Consider the following 14,738-nt stretch of genomic DNA (forward strand, 5'->3'; position numbering starts at 1 on the left):
TTGTTTCAGTGTTCGCTAAAATAAATCGACAAAAACCGACGAACCAAAACAGACAACAAGACCGGCGGAGATCAGAGGACTCTGCCCTAAGTCAACAAAGGCAGTCAGAGCTCAAGCGTCATGTGGACACTGTTGGCGCCGGTTACAGGGTCCCCGAACGGTTCACAGGTTCGGAACCCGGCCGATTCGTACAGCAGGCGCGCGGGAGTGAAGGCCGCGTTGCTTCCGGTCTCCAGGCTTATTCGTGCGTAGCCGTTCGAGTCGGCCCATGCCACGAGTTGCCGCAGCATCGCGCGTCCCACACCGCGTTCCCGGGCCGACTCGGCAGTGTGCATCGACTTGAGCTCCAGGTGGAACGATTCGATCCGTTTGAGCGCCCCGATGGCCAACAGTTCGGAGCCGTCGCGCAGGCCGAAGAGGGAGACGTTCTCCGCGTCGAGTGCGGTCTCGTCGAGCGCGTAGCACTCCTCGGCCGGGCTGTGGTCCCGGGTGAACCTCAGGTGCCGATCCAGCAGTGCTCGTACATCCTCGGAGCTGGGGTCCTCGGCTCGGAGTTCGAGATCACTCATCAGGGGCGTTCTGCCATGTGTTTCCGCCGCCGATGGCGTATCCGCACGGCCGTTCCGAGCTTCCCCTTGGCCGCGGACTCCGTTGCTCGAGGTATGCGGCATGATCGCGAGCGGTGTCCTCCTTCCCTGAGCGGCGGTACGGTCTCGGCAGTCGTGTGGCACCGGCAGTGATCGTGCTCGACCACAGCCCGCTGAACGCAAGGAACAACGGTATGGACACGGCGATTTTCACGGCTTTCGACGGCGCCGAGATCGCGTATCACACCTGGGAACCACGGGTAGCCGCCGAGGGGTTGCCTCCGGTGGTGCTGCAGCACGGTTTCGCGGCGAGCACTGAGTCGAACTGGGTGGGACCGGGTGTGGTCGACGCGCTGCTCGAATCCGGTCGCCGGGTCATCGGTGTCGATGCACGTGGGCACGGTCGTTCGCAGCTGAGCGAGGATCCCGCCTTCTTCGGTGAGCGGAACATGTCCCGCGACCACCGGGCGTTGTTCGATCTTCTGGAGCTGCCCCAGGTCGATCTGGTCGGGTACTCGATGGGAGCGGTCGTTTCGTTGCTCACGGCCAGTCGTGATGGTCGCGTTCGGCGCTTGGTGGTGGGTGGGGTAGGTGGGGCTGTCGTCGAGCTCGGAGGGGTCGACACCGGCGCGTTGGATGGTGGTGGGGCACTGGTTTCGGCACTGCGTACCGATGAACCCGCGAACCTGACCGGCCCGGCCGCGGAGTTCCGTAGGTTCGCCGAGGTCACCGGCGCCGATCTTCCCTCACTGGCGGCGCAGGCCGAGGCGGTCCACGACGAACCGATCGAGTTGGAGGCGATCAACGCCCCGACCGTGCTGATCGCGGGTACCGAGGACCATTTGGCCCGAGATCCCGAACGGCTCGTCGCGGCACTTCCGCACGCCACCCTGTCCACCCTCGCCGGTGATCACCTCGGGGTGGTGGGCAATGGTGCTTTCGCCTCCACCATCGTCGGTTTCCTGGACGTGGGCTGACCATTCGTACTTGAGAGCGCTCGCCACGGGGCTTGAGGAACATCCGAACGACAGACGGCGCTAAGCTTCAACCGGCGGTGCGGACCATCTTCGCTTGCGACTACCTCGTCGACGAAGATCTGCGTCGTGAGATCCACGGCGGATTGCAGGTCGTGGAGAACGGGAATTCCGATAACGGGGGTCCCTTCTACGGCAAAAACAGCGAGCTCACCGCTCCCGAACGAGTCCGCCGAAGTCTCCGTGCTCGCCTTGTACTTACTCCAGTCGGCTTCGGTGCACGTCAACACCCTGCTACTGCAACACGCACTCCACAGCCCCGGCTGGGACGAACTCCTCGGCCCGGCCGAACGCAGGGCGCTGAGCCCGCTGTTCTGGTTCAACATCAACCCCTACGGGCGCTTCCGCCTGGACATGACCACACGCCTCGACTTCGGTCACACACGTGCGTAAGCGGATCCTTATTCGGACAGGTGCCCCTCATGGACTTGACCGTCGAGGGAGGCACGGGAGAGGTCGGTGATGACGTCGATCACCCACGGCGGGCCTTGGAGCGGCGAGGGGAGTAGGTTCTGCGCCTGGTGTCGTGACGGGTGTATCGCGGGATTCGGAAGGGACCGGGGTGCGGGAGCAATCGGTGCCGAGTCGTGTGCCGTCGGCGCGGGCGGTGATCAGGCGGGTAGCCGGCAAGCCCGCGCGGGTGGTGGCATCGGGGTTCGCTCTGGCGATCGCTGTGGGCACGATCCTGTTGATGCTGCCGGTGGCCAGCGAGGAGGGAACGGCCACGGGCTGGGTTGCGGCGCTGTTCACCGCGACCTCGTCGATCTGTGTGACCGGCCTGATCGTGGTCGACACGCCGGGGCACTGGTCGATGTTCGGTGAGCTGGTCATTCTCGGGCTCATCCAGGTCGGCGGGTTCGGGATCATGACGCTGGCCTCGCTGCTGGGGCTGCTGGTCACGCGCAGGCTGGGGCTGCGGATGCAGCGCAGCGCGGCGACCGAAACGAAGACGTTCGGTATCGGCGCCGTGCGCCGTGTCGTGCTCGGTGTCCTCACCATCAGCCTCGTGGTCGAGGCGCTCACGGCACTGGCGTTGACCGCGCGCTTGGTGGCCGGTTACGGGGAACCGCTCGGAAGGGCCAGCTATCTGGGTGTGTTCCACGCGGTGTCGGCGTTCAACAACGCCGGGTTCGCGCTGTATTCCGACAGCCTGGTGGGTTTCGCCACCGATCCGTGGATCTGCCTGCCGATCGTGGTCGCCTTCATGCTCGGCGGGCTCGGGTTTCCGGTGTTGTTCGAGCTGGGCCGGCATGCGCGGCGGCAACAGCACCGGTGGTCGTTGCATCTGCGCATCACCCTCGGTGCTTACGCCGCCCTGGTCGTCGTCGGCGTGGTGGCCGTGATCGGTATCGAGTGGAACAACCCGGCCACGCTGGGCCAGTACGAGGCGCCGGGTAGGCTGCTGGCCGGGTTCTTCCAGGGGGTCACGCCCCGCACAGCGGGGTTCAACACCGTCGATGTCGGTGCCATGCAGCCGGCGAGCCTGCTGGTCACCGACGTGCTCATGTTCATCGGCGGCGGCAGCGCGGGCACCGCGGGTGGCATCAAGGTCACCACCTTCGCCCTGCTGGGTTTCGTGATGCTGGCCGAGGCCCGCGGCGAACCGCACGTGCACGTGCTCGGACGCAAACTCCCCCGGGAGGTGCACCGCCAAGCCCTGACCGTGGTGCTGGCCGGGGTGGGCCTGGTGCTCGTCGCGACGCTGGCGCTGCTGCTGTTGAGCTCGTTCAAGCTCGACGCGGTGCTGTTCGAGGCGACCTCGGCGTTCGGCACCGTCGGGCTGTCCACCGGCATCACCGGCGAGTTGTCCCGGCCCGGCCAGCTCATCCTGGTGGTGCTGATGTTCGTCGGCCGCATCGGCCCCATCACCGTCGCCTCCGCGCTGGCGTTGCGCGAACGCGGCAAACGCTACGACCTACCGGAGGAGCGCCCCATTGTCGGCTAACACCTCGGCCTCGTTACGCTCCGGAACACCCTCGCGCGTGGTCGTGATCGGTCTGGGCCGGTTCGGCGGCTCCCTGGCCCTGGAACTCACAAAACGCGGTTCCGATGTACTCGCCCTCGATACCCGGGCCCATCTGGTGCAGCAGTTCGCCGACGAGGTGACCCACGCCGCGGTGGCCGACACCACCGACCCCGAGACGCTGCGCCAGCTCGACGTGCCCGAGTTCCCCCCGCGCCGTGGTGGCCATCGGCGATGATCTCGAAGCCAGCATCCTGACCACCTCGCTGCTGGCCGATTTCGACATCCCCTACATCTGGGTCAAGGCGACCAACCGCCAGCACGGCCGCATCCTCGAACGCGTCGGCGCGACCCGTGTCGTCCTGCCCGAACACGACATGGGCGAACGGGTCGCACACCTGGTCACCGGGCGCATGCTGGACTACATCGAGTTCCAGGACGACTACGCCATGGTCAAGACCCGCGTGCCGGCCATGGCCGTGGGACAGCCCCTTGGCGAGAGCAGGATCCGCAGCAAATGCGGCGTCACCGTGGTCGCCATCAAGCGCCCCAACGAGGGCTTCACCTACGCCACCCAGGACACCGTGCTGGCCCACGGCGACATCCTCATCGCCTCCGGACGCAACCGCGACGTCGAACGTTTCGCCGACCTCACTTGAGACCTCACCAACCCGGTGCGGCCGCGCGTTCTGTCCCGACCCCCGTCGCGCGGTAAGCACGGGAGATCTCGGGGGCGACACTGACCCCGTCAGGGACGTGGTGTCGGGGTGATCCGCCGTGATGGTGCTGCTGGGCTTCGGGGAATCCGCACGACACGCCTGTGCCCAGCTGGATACCACGGCATCGTCGAAACACAACGAGACGATCGTGCTCGATCACGATGCGGACGCCATCACCGACGCGGCCGCAGCTGGCTACACCGCCGTAGGGGGCGACGCCACCAGTGCACACCACCTGGCCCACGTCAGGGTCGCCGATGCCGAGCACGTGGTCATCGTCCTCGGAACCGATACCGACAGCGCGGGGACCGTGCTGGCGGTACGACAGCTGAACACTAGGTGGCATCGAGCTGCTCGGCAAGGTAGTCCACCAGTACAGCCGGCACATCCAGCGGTCCTCCAGGAATGTACCGAGATAGCGCACCGTGACCAGCTGCATGGCAAACCCCAACTTGTTGTGCTCGCGGCGCTTCGAGGTCACCGACTCCCGGTCCACGTCCTCGAGGAGAAATGGGCGCTCCAGCTCAGCTCGCGTGAACTCACCCCGGAACCGGACATAGGCCGACGCCTGCTCATCCGAGAGGAACTCGAGCGGCACGACACGTCTCCTGCTGCTCCATCCGCCCACCGTGGCGGAACCGCAACGAACCACAGCAGCCGACCACATCATCGTCAACGAACAGAATGGCGGCTCACCAGTTAGCGCCGTCTGTCGTTCGGATGTTTCCCAAACCTCGCCACGGCACGGTGTAGTAGGTTTATTCATACTATTGTTTCAGTGCTGAATGAAATAAAACCAAAAAAAGCAACCAGACACCAAACGGAATAAATACTCAGTCATAACCGCGAACGAAGTGGGAGTCCTCAAGATCATCCGACTCCCACATGGTCGTGGTATCGCTGAAATGGTAGGCGCTCTGCCTCGGTATCCGCAGCGCCGCCGTCCGCATCGCGTCCTGATCGAGGGAAGTGGTGCTGCCGGGGTGTCTGGCTTCGTTCTGTTCGGAGTGCACGGGGTGCTCCTTAGTGGGAGAGAGCTGTATCCACCCATCATGCGGCTCCCACGTTGCGTGCGCATTCCGATTGGCGTGTCCTCGGGGTAAACGTACTCGGATTGAGGAATGTCCCCGCGACTCGTTCCGCATCTCACAACTTCGCGGCGTTCCCGCGGACTCGTGGATCGCGCTGCCTAGAGTTGATTCCCGGACCGATGACGCATCGCTGGGAGTGAGGTGCACGGGTGCACGGTGACTACAAGGTTCCGGACGGCAAGCTGGTTTCGGCCGACGTGGAGGTGGTGGATCAGCGGTTGAGTCGGGTGCGGATCAGCGGGGACTTCTTCCTGGAGCCCGATGAGGCGTTGGAGGATCTCAATCGCTCGATACAGGGCGCATCCGTGACCGCGGACACCGAGACGTTGACCGGGATGATCCGGCAGGGACTTGATCCCGACACCCGGCTGGTTGGGTTCACCGTCGAGTCCGTGGCCGTGGCGGTGCGGCGCGCGGTGACCGGCTCGACGGGGTGGCTCGATCACGAGTGGCGGATGGTGCGGGAACAGGCTCGCTCGCCGCTGATGCACATGGCGTTGGACCAGGTGCTGGCCGAGGAGGTGGCTGCGGGCACCCGTCCTCCCACGTTGCGTTTCTGGGAGTGGGCCGCTCCGTCGGTGATCATCGGCAGTTTCCAGTCGGTGCGCAACGAGGTGGACATGCCCAGCGCCGAACGGTACGGGGTCGAGGTGGTTCGACGTATCACCGGTGGCGGTGCGATGTTCGTCGAACCGGGCAACACGGTGACCTACTCGTTGTACGCCCCGAGTTCGCTGGTGGCGGGGATGTCGTTCGCCGCCTCCTACGCCTTTCTCGACGACTGGGTGTTGCAGGTGCTGCGGGAGTTGGGGCTGAACGTGTGGTACCAGCCGCTCAACGACATCACTTCCGACGGCGGCAAGATCGGTGGTGCGGCGCAGAAGCGGGTGGCGGCGGGGTCTGTGCTGCATCACGTGACGATGTCCTACGACGTGGATGCGGAGAAGCTGGGGCAGGTGCTGCGGGTCGGTGGGGTGAAGCTCTCGGACAAGGGGGTCGGCAGTGTCGTCAAGCGGGTGGATCCGCTGCGTCGTCAGACCGGGTTGGAGCGGCAGGTGGTGATCGATCGGTTGGTGGGCGGCTTCGGTGCCCGATACGGACTTGTCGAGGACCGCATCACCGAGGACGAGCAGCGCCGTGCCGAGGAGCTGATCTCCGAGAAGTTCGCCACCGAGGAGTGGTTGCACCGGGTTCCGTGAGCCGTGGTTTCCCGGCTCGGGCCGTCGGGTTCGGGGCGGGGGTGGGGGGTGTCCGTTACCAAAGGCGACTCGCTGCACCAGCTCGACGTGCTGCTCGACTTCGTGGTGCTGTGAACAGCACCTGGCTCAAGGTTGCCTTCGGTCGGCTGCGCGCCCAGGGGTAGGTCGACGTTGCCGATGCCGCTCGGCTGTCCGCGCTGATCGATCCCGACTCCAACGTCCACGGTGCGTGCACCTTTCACCGGTCGTAATCGGCCGGGCTGCGTCCACCGCGTGACTCCGCCGAGGTCACCGAGCCGGACGAGGTCACCGAGCCGGACGAGTGGGAGATCCTCGGGCGAGCAGTGTCGCCCTGAGCGATGCTCTCGATTCCGTCCTGTGACCGGGCGCGCCCGGTCCGGTGGGATCTCGGCGGGATTTGCCACATGTGGTTGTAACGATTGGCGTTACGACCAGGAGTGAGGGTCAAGGTGGTGGATTCCGAGGTGAGCGCCAACAGCAGATTGACCGTCGCGGCGCACGCCCTGACCTGGATCGGGCTGTATCAGCGGCGCGGTCATGAGGTCGCCACTTCCGAGCAGATCGCGACGAGTGTCAACACCAACCCGGTGGTGATCCGCCGCCTGCTGGCCGAGCTGCGCAAGTCTGAGGCGGTACGCGGAACGTTGAACACACCAAAGAACAGTGAAGACACCTCTACTGAGGCTCCAACGGGTTACCGGACGGTGTAGACCCCCGTGGACACGGAGTGGTAGCCCTTGGCGCCCACCGCGCGGGCGAGTGGGCTGCGGGGATCGTCGTCGGCGGCGATGCGGTCGAGGACGTGGCGGAAGTCGTAGCGGGGCCTCCAGGCCAGTTCCACGCGGGCGCGCTCGTTGATGTAGACGCGATCGAGCCGCGGGAACAGTGTCCAGCCCCGCTGCGCGTACACCTCGTCCACCTCCGGAAGCAGACGACGTACTACGGCAGCCGCGTCCTGGCCGAGTTCGGCGAGATCATCGGGGTCGAACGGGGTGGTGGCGCTGATGATGTAGCGCCCGAAGCCGAGCTGCGGCGCTCGTTGCGCCGCAGCCAGGTGGGCATCGGCGACGTCGGCGACGTCGACGCGGCGGTAGAGGAACTCGTTGGCTTTGACGTTCGCGTCGGTGTAGCGGGCGCGGACGTCGTCGCGGTCATCGAGTTCGGGGAAAAACCGCGAGGTGCGCAGCACGACCACGGGCAGGCCGTGCTCGCGGTGAACGAGTTCGCAGAGGTTCTCGGCCGCGGTCTTGGTCACGCCGTAGATGTTCTTCGGGATCGAGGTGACGTCCTCAGTGATCCAGGCAGCCGGTTCTCCCGCGTCAGGGGTCAGCGCATGTCCGAAGGTGCTCGTGGTGCTGGTGAACACGAAGCGTGCGACACCGGCGGCGACGGCCTCCTCGAGCAGCACCAGCGTGCCGGTGATGTTCGTGTCGACAAACGCCTGCTGGTCGTGCGAGCCGACATGGGGCTTGTGCAGCGTTGCGGCATGCAGGACGGTGTCGACACCGCGCAGGCACTCCCGAACCACCTCACGGTCGGTGATCGACCCGACTACGGCAGTGAACTGTGAGCTGTTGACGTCGAGGCCCACGACCTCGCGGCCCTGATCGCGCAGGACTCGAACCAGGGCCTCACCGAGATGTCCAGCACTGCCGGTCACGAGAACTTTCTGACCAGGCACAGCATGATCGTAGTGTCCATTTGTAGGTGGGATCAAGGGTCGCGCGGTCGAGTCCCATCCGCGCTGCGGTGCGGTATTCGCCGGTGAGGTCGGTGCCGAACATCGGGGGTCGTCGGAGTCGAGGGTGACCAGTAACCCGGCGTCGAGCATGTGCGGTAGCGGATGCTCCTGCAGCGAGGTCACCGAGCGGGTGCACAGGTTGGAGGTCGGTGGGACGTCCAGCGGCAGCTGCTGCTCGCGCAGGTAGTCGACCAGAGCCGGGTCGCGCATGCTGCCGATCCCGTGCCCGATGCGGTCCGCACCGAGGGCGTGGATCGCCGACCACACGCGGTCGGGTCCTTCGGTTTCGCCGGCGTGCGGCAGGCTGCGCAAGCCGTGCGCGCGGGCGCGGGTAAAGAGGTCGGCGAACGGGTCGCGCTCGACTTCCAGCCCGCCGACGGAAAAGCCCAGCACGCTGGCCGGCCCGTGCGCCAGCACCGCCTCCAGGGTGGCCTGACCGGCTGCGACACCGAAGTCGCCGGCGAAGTCCGGCACCCACCGGATCGTGATGTCGTGTTCGGCCTCGACCTGTTCGCGGCCCTGCTCGAGGCCGGCGAAGACGACCTCGGCGGGGATACCGCGGGTGAGATGATTGCTGAGGCTGAAGTTCACCTCGGCGTAGCCCACGTTCTGCCGCGCCAGGGTGCGGATCGTTTCGGCGGCCAGCACAGCGAAGTCCTCCTCGTCGCGCAACACGTCGACCGCCTGCCGGTACACCTCGAGGAAATGGGGAAAGTCGCGGAACTCGTACCAGGAGCGGATCTCGGCCAGCGAGCGTTGCAGGTCGCTGATCCGGTGCTTGTCGGCCAGAGCCAGCAGCGTGGTCGGGTCAGCGTACCGGCGTGAACCAGGCACCCAGATATCGCCCGAGCGCAACGCCTCCCGCAATCCCAACAGCGTGGCCAGTGTGGACGGGCTGCGTTTCGTCGTACCCGTGGGAACCGTGCACGCCGGAGCGAAGCCGAAGATTTCAACCGGCGCCGCGGAGCGACCTGGCTGAACATGCTCAACGACCAGGCCAACGGGCTGGGCGGCACCGGCGTGGCGGGTACCCCGCGGGAGCGGAATAGGACATCCACCGGTGTGTGTCCTGTGCTTTCCGCCGCTGCGGTAGTTAGCCAGAAGTGGGACCAGATGGGCAGTGGCACGTCCGACCCGGTCCAGACGGGTACACACGAGCACCTCGCCGGTGCGCAGCACTTCCCACTGCGGTCGGCTGCTCTTGGCGCCGCCGAGTGGGTGGCCCATCTTGTCCCCCGATATCTCGGGCCAGACAGCGCCGCCCGGTCACCCTTCCTCGCTGTGAGCATCGGAGGTGTTGACCGAAATCCACGTGTTTCAAGGAGTGACAGTTGAGCGATTCCTCTGAGCTGGCCGGTAAGACCGCGATCGTCACCGGGGCGGCGAGTGGGATCGGCCGGGCGGTCACGCTTCTCCTGCACGCCCGGGGCGCCAAGGTCGCCGCCGAGGATCGTGATCCCGCGGTCGAGCAGTTGGCACAGCCGGGCATTGTCCCGCTGGTGGCCGACGTTGCGCGGGAAGACAGCGCCGCGCGCGCCGTCGCGCTGGCCCGGGATGAGTTCGGGTCGTTGGACGTGCTGGTCAACAACGCCGGGATCATCATGTTCAAGCCCGTTGCCGAGATGAGCCTGCAGGACTGGGAGTCGATCCTGTCGGTGAACGCCACCGGCGCCTTCCTGCACTCCCGGGAGGCGTTGCGGGTCATGTCCGAGCAGGGCTCGGGCGCGATCGTCAACGTTGCCTCCTATGCGTCCTTCCAGGTGTTTCCCACGATCGCGGCCTACGCCGCGTCCAAGGGAGCACTGGCCCAGCTCACCCGCACCCTCGCGGTGGAGGCCATCGAGCATGGCGTGCGCGTCAACGCGGTGGGCTCCGGGGACGTAGTCACCAACATCCTCAACGACGTGCGCTCCGACGGGCAGGAGTTCCTGGCCGAACACGGCCGGGGCACCCCGATCGGCCGGGCCGCGCGGCCGGAGGAGCTCGCCGAAGTGATTGCGTTTCTGGCCTCCGAACGCGCCAGCTACCTGGTCGGCTCCGTTGTGATGGCCGATGGGGGAATGAGCATCTCGCTGTCATAAGTACGTCCCCGTTCGAACCGAGCTCGTGGCGCCATCCGGCGGCTGCCAGCCGTCGGATCATCGGGAAACGCGGTTCCCGCCGGCCCCAACCGACCTCGCTGCCAGCCGCTCCCGTTGACGCCTGTCGCCGGATCGCAGTCGACGACCGCACGGGCCCTGCGGACTTCGGACGGTGATCCGCAGCGGATCCGGCTCCCCGTCGTTATTTGTCGGCGGGTGAGCTCTCTTCGGTAGGAGTGGAGTGTTCCCAGTTGGCGAGCAGCTGCAAGGCCGCCTCGGACGAGCTTCCTGGCGGGGTGCTGTAGACGAACAACGTCTGGTCCGAGTCATCACCGGGGGCCAGCGCCTGGTAGGTGATGGTCAGATCGCCGACCAAGGGGTGGTGGTAGTCCTTGGTGCCGGTGGTGCGCTGGTGGACCTTGTTGGCCGACCAGTGGTGGCGGAAGTCCTCGCTGTGGATGGACAGCTCCCCGATCAGGCTGCTGAGCGCGGGATCGTCGGGGTGGCGGCCGGTATCCAGGCGGAGCATGGCAGCGGTGTCGGCGGCCACGGTGGTCCAGTCGAGGTAGAGCTCGCGGGCGTGCGGGTCGAGGAACACGAACCGCGCCTGGTTACGCTCGGCCGCGGGCAGGGCCTGGAAGTCGGTGATCAACCGCCCGGCAAGTCGGTTGTGGGCGAGCATGTCGAGGCGGCGCCCGAGGACGAAGGCTGGTCGGCAGGCCCGGTCGAGGACATCGAGCAGGTCGAATGTGGCCCGGTGGACCTGCTGCGGCTTGGGCCGGCGCTTGCGCTGGGTGCGGGGCCGTTGGGCGAGGGTGTGCAGGTGGGCGCGTTCGGCATGGTCGAGCTCCAGTGCGCTGGCCAGCGCGTCGAGGACCTCGGCCGAGGCGCTGCGGCTACGGCCCTGTTCCAGACGCGTGTAGTAGTCCACGCTGACCCCGGCCAGCCGGGCGAGCTCTTCGCGGCGCAGCCCGGGTACCCGGCGGTGTCCTGCGCCCGGCTCGTCGAGTCCGGCCTGCTGTGGGCTCAGCCGGGCGCGGGCTGAGCGCAGAAACTCCGCCAGCCCGGAGCTTGTCTCGTCGCGGCTCATGCCTCCAGTATCCCGCCTGCACAGCCGGGTCACGCCGGGCGAGGGTGGCCCCGTTTGTCCCCCGAACGACAGGACCCTTTTCAGCCGCCATTGCGCTGCTCATGGCTGGTTCAGTTGGTCATGAGGCGCACACCGACACGCCTGATGGCTGGTTCTGCGCCGTCCCCCCCCCCTGACACGAGAAGGAGTTATTCATGTCGACGTGGTTGATCACCGGTGCTGGCCGTGGGTTCGGCCTGCAGATCGCGCGTGCGGCGGTGGCCGGCGGCGACGCGGTCGTGGCCGCCTCCCGACGCCCGGAGGATCTGCCGGATGAGCTGACGCAATCCGACCGAGTGCTCGGTGTTGCGCTCGACGTGACCTGCGGCGAGGACATCACGCGGGCCGTGGACACGGCCGTCGAGCACTTCGGCGGCATCGACGTGCTGGTCAACAACGCAGGCCGTGGTCTGCTCGGGGCGCTGGAGGAGATCGGTGACGCCGAAGCCCGCTCGCTGTTTGACCTCAACGTGTTCGGGCTGATCAACATGACCCGGGCTGTACTGCCGGTCATGCGTGCGGCCGGGCACGGCAAGATCGTCAACATCGGGTCGCGCGGGGGATTCGAGGGCGAGCCGGGGGTGAGCATGTACAACGCCTCCAAGTTCGCCGTCGCCGGGATCAGCGAGGCCCTCGCCGCCGAGATGGCGCCTTTCGGTATTGAGAGCATGGTCGTCGAACCCGGTGTGTTCCGCACCGACTTCCTCGACGCCAGTTCGTTGTCGATGCCTGCGCACCGCATCCCGGCCTACGACGGAACTCCAGCCCACGACACGCTCGACTGGAGCGGCGAGGCCAACCACACCCAGCTCGGCGACCCGGCCAAGGCAGCCGCGTTGATCTACGAGGTCACCAGCCAGCAGGACAAGCTGCCCGGCCACCTCCCCCTGGGACGCGACGCCATCGAGCGACAGCAAATCAAGATCCAAGAGATTCAAGATGTCCTGGCGGCGTGGCAGGAGAAGTCCATCGCCACTGCCTGCGACGACGCCAGCTGACCACACCCAGAGCACGCTGACGGAGAGCGCAGAGAGCCGCGGGACACGGCGTCGGTGGCGGGTGAGTCACCACCTTGTCCGCACACCCACCGGCCCAGCGCACCAGCCCCGAACCCAACTGAGGCTGCCGCACGACAGGGTCCATTCCACCCCCACGTCACCGACGACGAGCGGCAGGGTCGCGAGCCTGCCGCCAACGGAACAGGGCCTCGGCCCAGACCTTCGAATATCGGGCCGGAGTGGCCACCGACGTGTGTCCGGAAAACCCCAGCAGGGTGGAGGTGTTGGATCCGTCCTCGGCGGCGTGGGTCAGCACGGAGTTCCGCAGCTGGTGCAATGTGTAGGGACCACCGGTCAGGCGCGTGGTGGCTTGCTGGAAGGTTAGGGCCAGGATCTCCTCTGCGCGGGCGGCGGTCTCATACAGCATCCGTCGCAGCGTTCGTTCCCGAATCGGCAGGTGCGTCCGAGTCAGCAGGTTTGCGACTTCGGCCCGGCCTGTCGCTCGGGTGCGGTCCGGGCTGCGCGGCCGTCGGCGGGGTCGACGGGTCGAGCGGAAACCGGGCTCAGCGCCGGGGCTGTACCTCTGCTCAGACCTCGTCGGGCAGGGGTGGTGTCGGGTTCGTCCCGCTTTCAGGGCAGTGGGGTGGGCAGACCGGGGGTGGTGCGTCGGCGGCGTAGCCATACCTTGCGGGTGCCGTCGGAGTACAGCAGCACGCGGGAGAGTTCCCAACCGGCGAATTCGGCGTGGATGCTGAGTCTGGTCGCCGCGCTGAGCCGGGACACTCCGGCCGGTAGGCGCAGCGGTTGGTACTCCCAGTCGGGATCTGCTCCCGTGGAGCCGGTGTCGGTCAATTTCGTACCACCTGTAGGCCGTCCCCGGTCGCCGAGGCGATGTAGATCGTCCCGGTGTGGGGGTTCACCGCCACCGAGTTCGGTTGCCGGACCGTCGGTAGGCGGTGGGCTTCACGCGGTTGCCCGCCTGCCGTGTCGTAGCCGACGAGTTGGTTGCGTGCGGTCAGTGTCACCCAGGCTAGGTCGCGGCGGGGCGCGAACGCGAGTCCGTAGGGCGAGCCGGGGACGGGGTAGCGCTGTTTCATGATCAGGGGGTCGGTGGCGAAGGCCATGATCTCCTCGCCGCGGGTGTCGATCGCCAGTACGCGGCCGAACGCGTCGGCGGTCGCGTTGGTGGCGCCTTCACCGGCGCGCAGTGCTGGTTGCTTGTCGCCGGTGCTGATCTCGATCGGGGTCAGCGAGGTGGTGAGCCGGTCGAGCACCATGACCGTGGAGCCGCGGCGTACGAGGTCGTCGGCGCCGGGGAATCCGTCGACGCGTTGTTGGATCTCGCCGCCGCGCAGGATGGCGACGTCCCCGGTTTGGGGGCGGCTGACGAAGAGTTTGTCGCCGACGTCGAGCGCGTCGGCGGGGGAGCCCGGCACGTCGGTGCGTTGGGTGATCCGTGCGGTTTTCGGATCGATGCGGGCGACGGTGTTGGCCTCGGGCAGTGCTGCCAGCAGGGTGGTGCCGTCGGGGCCGAGGCGGAGGGAGCTCGCCGGGGCGGGAAGTTCGACGGTGCGGGGTGTCTGGCGTGGTGCGTTGGTGTCGAACAGGCTGATTCGGGCGGTGTCGGTGTGGGCCAGGGCGAGGGTGTGTCGTCGTGGGACGAGTGTGATGTGTTCGGCGGCGGGGGCTGGGACGACCGTGCCTGCCGGTTGGGTTCGTGTCTGGGGGGCGGGGGCTGGGGTGGCCGAGGTGAGTTGCTCGGTGACCTGCAGTGGGCGGGAGGTGTTGTCGCCGGAGCATGCGGTCAGTAGTGCTACTGCGGCCAGACATGTGGTGATCAGGCGACGCAACGACGATCTCCCCTGGTTGTTGCGGGAACGGGCTGGTTCCAGGATCCCGCATCCGGTTGTGGGGTTTTGACAGGGTTGCTTGGCGCGGTGCGCTGTGGCGGGGTGTTCTTCGGTGGTTCAGTGGTCGGGGTGCCGGGGGCGCTCGGGGACGCGGCGTGTTCGTTGTGTGTCGATCTGGAAGCAATTCGTGTTTTTGGTGGTGCGCATCACGGTACTGCTGTGGTGGTGGGCGGTGGCACGGGTGTGGAGTGGTGGCCCGTTCCTTTCGGAAAGCGGGTTTGCCCTGGGGTTGTGGGCGATGGGGGGAGTCCTGAGCTGGTTCGGG

12 protein-coding genes and 7 pseudogenes are annotated in these 14,738 nt (G+C 66.8%); 10 read left to right on the plus strand and 9 right to left on the minus strand.

The window, feature by feature from the left end; translation table 11 throughout:
* Positions 1–104 precede the first annotated feature (104 nt).
* Entirely contained in the window at positions 105–569 is a 465-nt protein-coding gene (locus BLR41_RS06035; RefSeq protein WP_092626997.1) for a GNAT family N-acetyltransferase, read from the minus strand.
* A gap of 212 nt (positions 570–781) precedes the next feature.
* On the opposite strand from BLR41_RS06035, the gene BLR41_RS06040 reads away from it, so the two are divergent.
* The 5 genes and pseudogenes from BLR41_RS06040 to BLR41_RS23965 all read left to right on the plus strand — a co-directional run.
* A complete protein-coding gene (locus BLR41_RS06040; protein ID WP_092627218.1) occupies positions 782–1,564 on the plus strand; it encodes an alpha/beta fold hydrolase in 783 nt (260 codons plus the stop codon).
* A 77-nt stretch (positions 1,565–1,641) separates the two neighbouring features.
* Positions 1,642–2,014, plus strand: a pseudogene (locus BLR41_RS23365) (Tn3 family transposase).
* Positions 2,015–2,198: 184 nt separating this feature from the next.
* Entirely contained in the window at positions 2,199–3,566 is a 1,368-nt protein-coding gene (locus tag BLR41_RS06050) for a TrkH family potassium uptake protein (RefSeq protein ID WP_245693926.1), read from the plus strand.
* A gap of 37 nt (positions 3,567–3,603) precedes the next feature.
* Positions 3,604–4,243: pseudogene (locus BLR41_RS23630) on the plus strand (potassium channel family protein).
* A gap of 121 nt (positions 4,244–4,364) precedes the next feature.
* A pseudogene (locus tag BLR41_RS23965) lies at positions 4,365–4,589 on the plus strand (NAD-binding protein); the annotation flags it as partial.
* 168 nt (positions 4,590–4,757) lie between these two features.
* On the opposite strand, the pseudogene BLR41_RS23970 reads toward BLR41_RS23965, so the two are convergent.
* Both BLR41_RS23970 and BLR41_RS06065 read right to left on the minus strand, forming a co-directional pair.
* A pseudogene (locus BLR41_RS23970) lies at positions 4,758–5,069 on the minus strand (DUF4158 domain-containing protein); the annotation flags it as partial.
* Between the two features lie 67 nt (positions 5,070–5,136).
* Positions 5,137–5,316, minus strand: a complete 180-nt coding sequence (locus BLR41_RS06065; protein WP_092627000.1) for a hypothetical protein — start codon at positions 5,314–5,316, stop codon at positions 5,137–5,139.
* Positions 5,317–5,543: 227 nt separating this feature from the next.
* On the opposite strand from BLR41_RS06065, the gene lplAB reads away from it, so the two are divergent.
* On the plus strand, positions 5,544–6,593 hold the full coding sequence (lplAB, locus tag BLR41_RS06070) for a lipoate-protein ligase LplAB (protein ID WP_092627001.1): 1,050 nt from the start codon (positions 5,544–5,546) through the stop codon (positions 6,591–6,593).
* Positions 6,594–7,078: 485 nt separating this feature from the next.
* Positions 7,079–7,249 (plus strand): annotated as a pseudogene (locus tag BLR41_RS23805) (Rrf2 family transcriptional regulator); the annotation flags it as partial.
* A 59-nt stretch (positions 7,250–7,308) separates the two neighbouring features.
* Here BLR41_RS23805 and BLR41_RS23810 read toward each other — a convergent pair.
* Positions 7,309–8,295 (minus strand): NAD-dependent epimerase/dehydratase family protein, encoded by a 987-nt coding sequence (locus tag BLR41_RS23810; RefSeq protein WP_092627220.1) that lies wholly within the window; start codon positions 8,293–8,295, stop codon positions 7,309–7,311.
* 159 nt (positions 8,296–8,454) lie between these two features.
* Positions 8,455–9,189 (minus strand): annotated as a pseudogene (locus tag BLR41_RS23815) (adenosine deaminase family protein); the annotation flags it as partial.
* A 43-nt stretch (positions 9,190–9,232) separates the two neighbouring features.
* Between BLR41_RS23815 and BLR41_RS23380 the strand changes: the two are divergent.
* Positions 9,233–9,396: pseudogene (locus BLR41_RS23380) on the plus strand (Tn3 family transposase); the annotation flags it as partial.
* Positions 9,397–9,686: 290 nt separating this feature from the next.
* Positions 9,687–10,436 carry an SDR family NAD(P)-dependent oxidoreductase gene (locus tag BLR41_RS06090; RefSeq protein ID WP_092627002.1) on the plus strand — a complete coding sequence of 250 codons (750 nt, stop codon included), beginning with the start codon at positions 9,687–9,689 and terminating at the stop codon, positions 10,434–10,436.
* A gap of 202 nt (positions 10,437–10,638) precedes the next feature.
* On the opposite strand, the gene BLR41_RS06095 is transcribed toward BLR41_RS06090, so the two are convergent.
* Positions 10,639–11,526, minus strand: coding sequence for a helix-turn-helix transcriptional regulator (locus BLR41_RS06095; RefSeq protein WP_092627003.1), 888 nt, complete (start codon positions 11,524–11,526; stop codon positions 10,639–10,641).
* 194 nt (positions 11,527–11,720) lie between these two features.
* On the opposite strand from BLR41_RS06095, the gene BLR41_RS06100 reads away from it, so the two are divergent.
* Complete coding sequence (locus tag BLR41_RS06100) at positions 11,721–12,563, plus strand: SDR family NAD(P)-dependent oxidoreductase (RefSeq protein ID WP_092627004.1); 843 nt, start codon at positions 11,721–11,723, stop codon at positions 12,561–12,563.
* A 157-nt stretch (positions 12,564–12,720) separates the two neighbouring features.
* Here the strand turns inward: BLR41_RS06100 and BLR41_RS06105 are convergent, their stop codons facing one another.
* From BLR41_RS06105 to BLR41_RS06115, 3 genes are all read right to left on the minus strand, one after another.
* Positions 12,721–12,990 (minus strand): site-specific integrase, encoded by a 270-nt coding sequence (locus BLR41_RS06105; protein ID WP_245693928.1) that lies wholly within the window; start codon positions 12,988–12,990, stop codon positions 12,721–12,723.
* Positions 12,991–13,193: 203 nt separating this feature from the next.
* Positions 13,194–13,415, minus strand: coding sequence for a DUF5703 family protein (locus tag BLR41_RS06110; RefSeq protein ID WP_092627005.1), 222 nt, complete (start codon positions 13,413–13,415; stop codon positions 13,194–13,196).
* Positions 13,412–14,413, minus strand: a complete 1,002-nt coding sequence (locus tag BLR41_RS06115; RefSeq protein WP_092627006.1) for a YncE family protein — start codon at positions 14,411–14,413, stop codon at positions 13,412–13,414. The genes BLR41_RS06110 and BLR41_RS06115 overlap by 4 nt, the downstream gene beginning before the upstream one ends.
* Positions 14,414–14,738 lie beyond the last annotated feature (325 nt).

It is taken from the genome of Actinopolyspora mzabensis, from assembly GCF_900101095.1.
Taxonomy (GTDB): Bacteria; Actinomycetota; Actinomycetes; order Mycobacteriales; family Pseudonocardiaceae; genus Actinopolyspora; species Actinopolyspora mzabensis.

Excerpts from the sequence above, each read along its gene's own strand:
- BLR41_RS06105 (WP_245693928.1), bottom strand. The coding sequence starts at position 12,990 with ATGCTGTATGAGACCGCCGCCCGCGCAGAGGAGATCCTGGCCCTAACC.
- BLR41_RS06035 (WP_092626997.1), bottom strand. The coding sequence starts at position 569 with ATGAGTGATCTCGAACTCCGAGCCGAGGACCCCAGCTCCGAGGATGTA.
- BLR41_RS06095 (WP_092627003.1), bottom strand. The coding sequence starts at position 11,526 with ATGAGCCGCGACGAGACAAGCTCCGGGCTGGCGGAGTTTCTGCGCTCA.
- BLR41_RS06040 (WP_092627218.1), top strand. The coding sequence starts at position 782 with ATGGACACGGCGATTTTCACGGCTTTCGACGGCGCCGAGATCGCGTAT.
- BLR41_RS06100 (WP_092627004.1), top strand. The coding sequence starts at position 11,721 with ATGTCGACGTGGTTGATCACCGGTGCTGGCCGTGGGTTCGGCCTGCAG.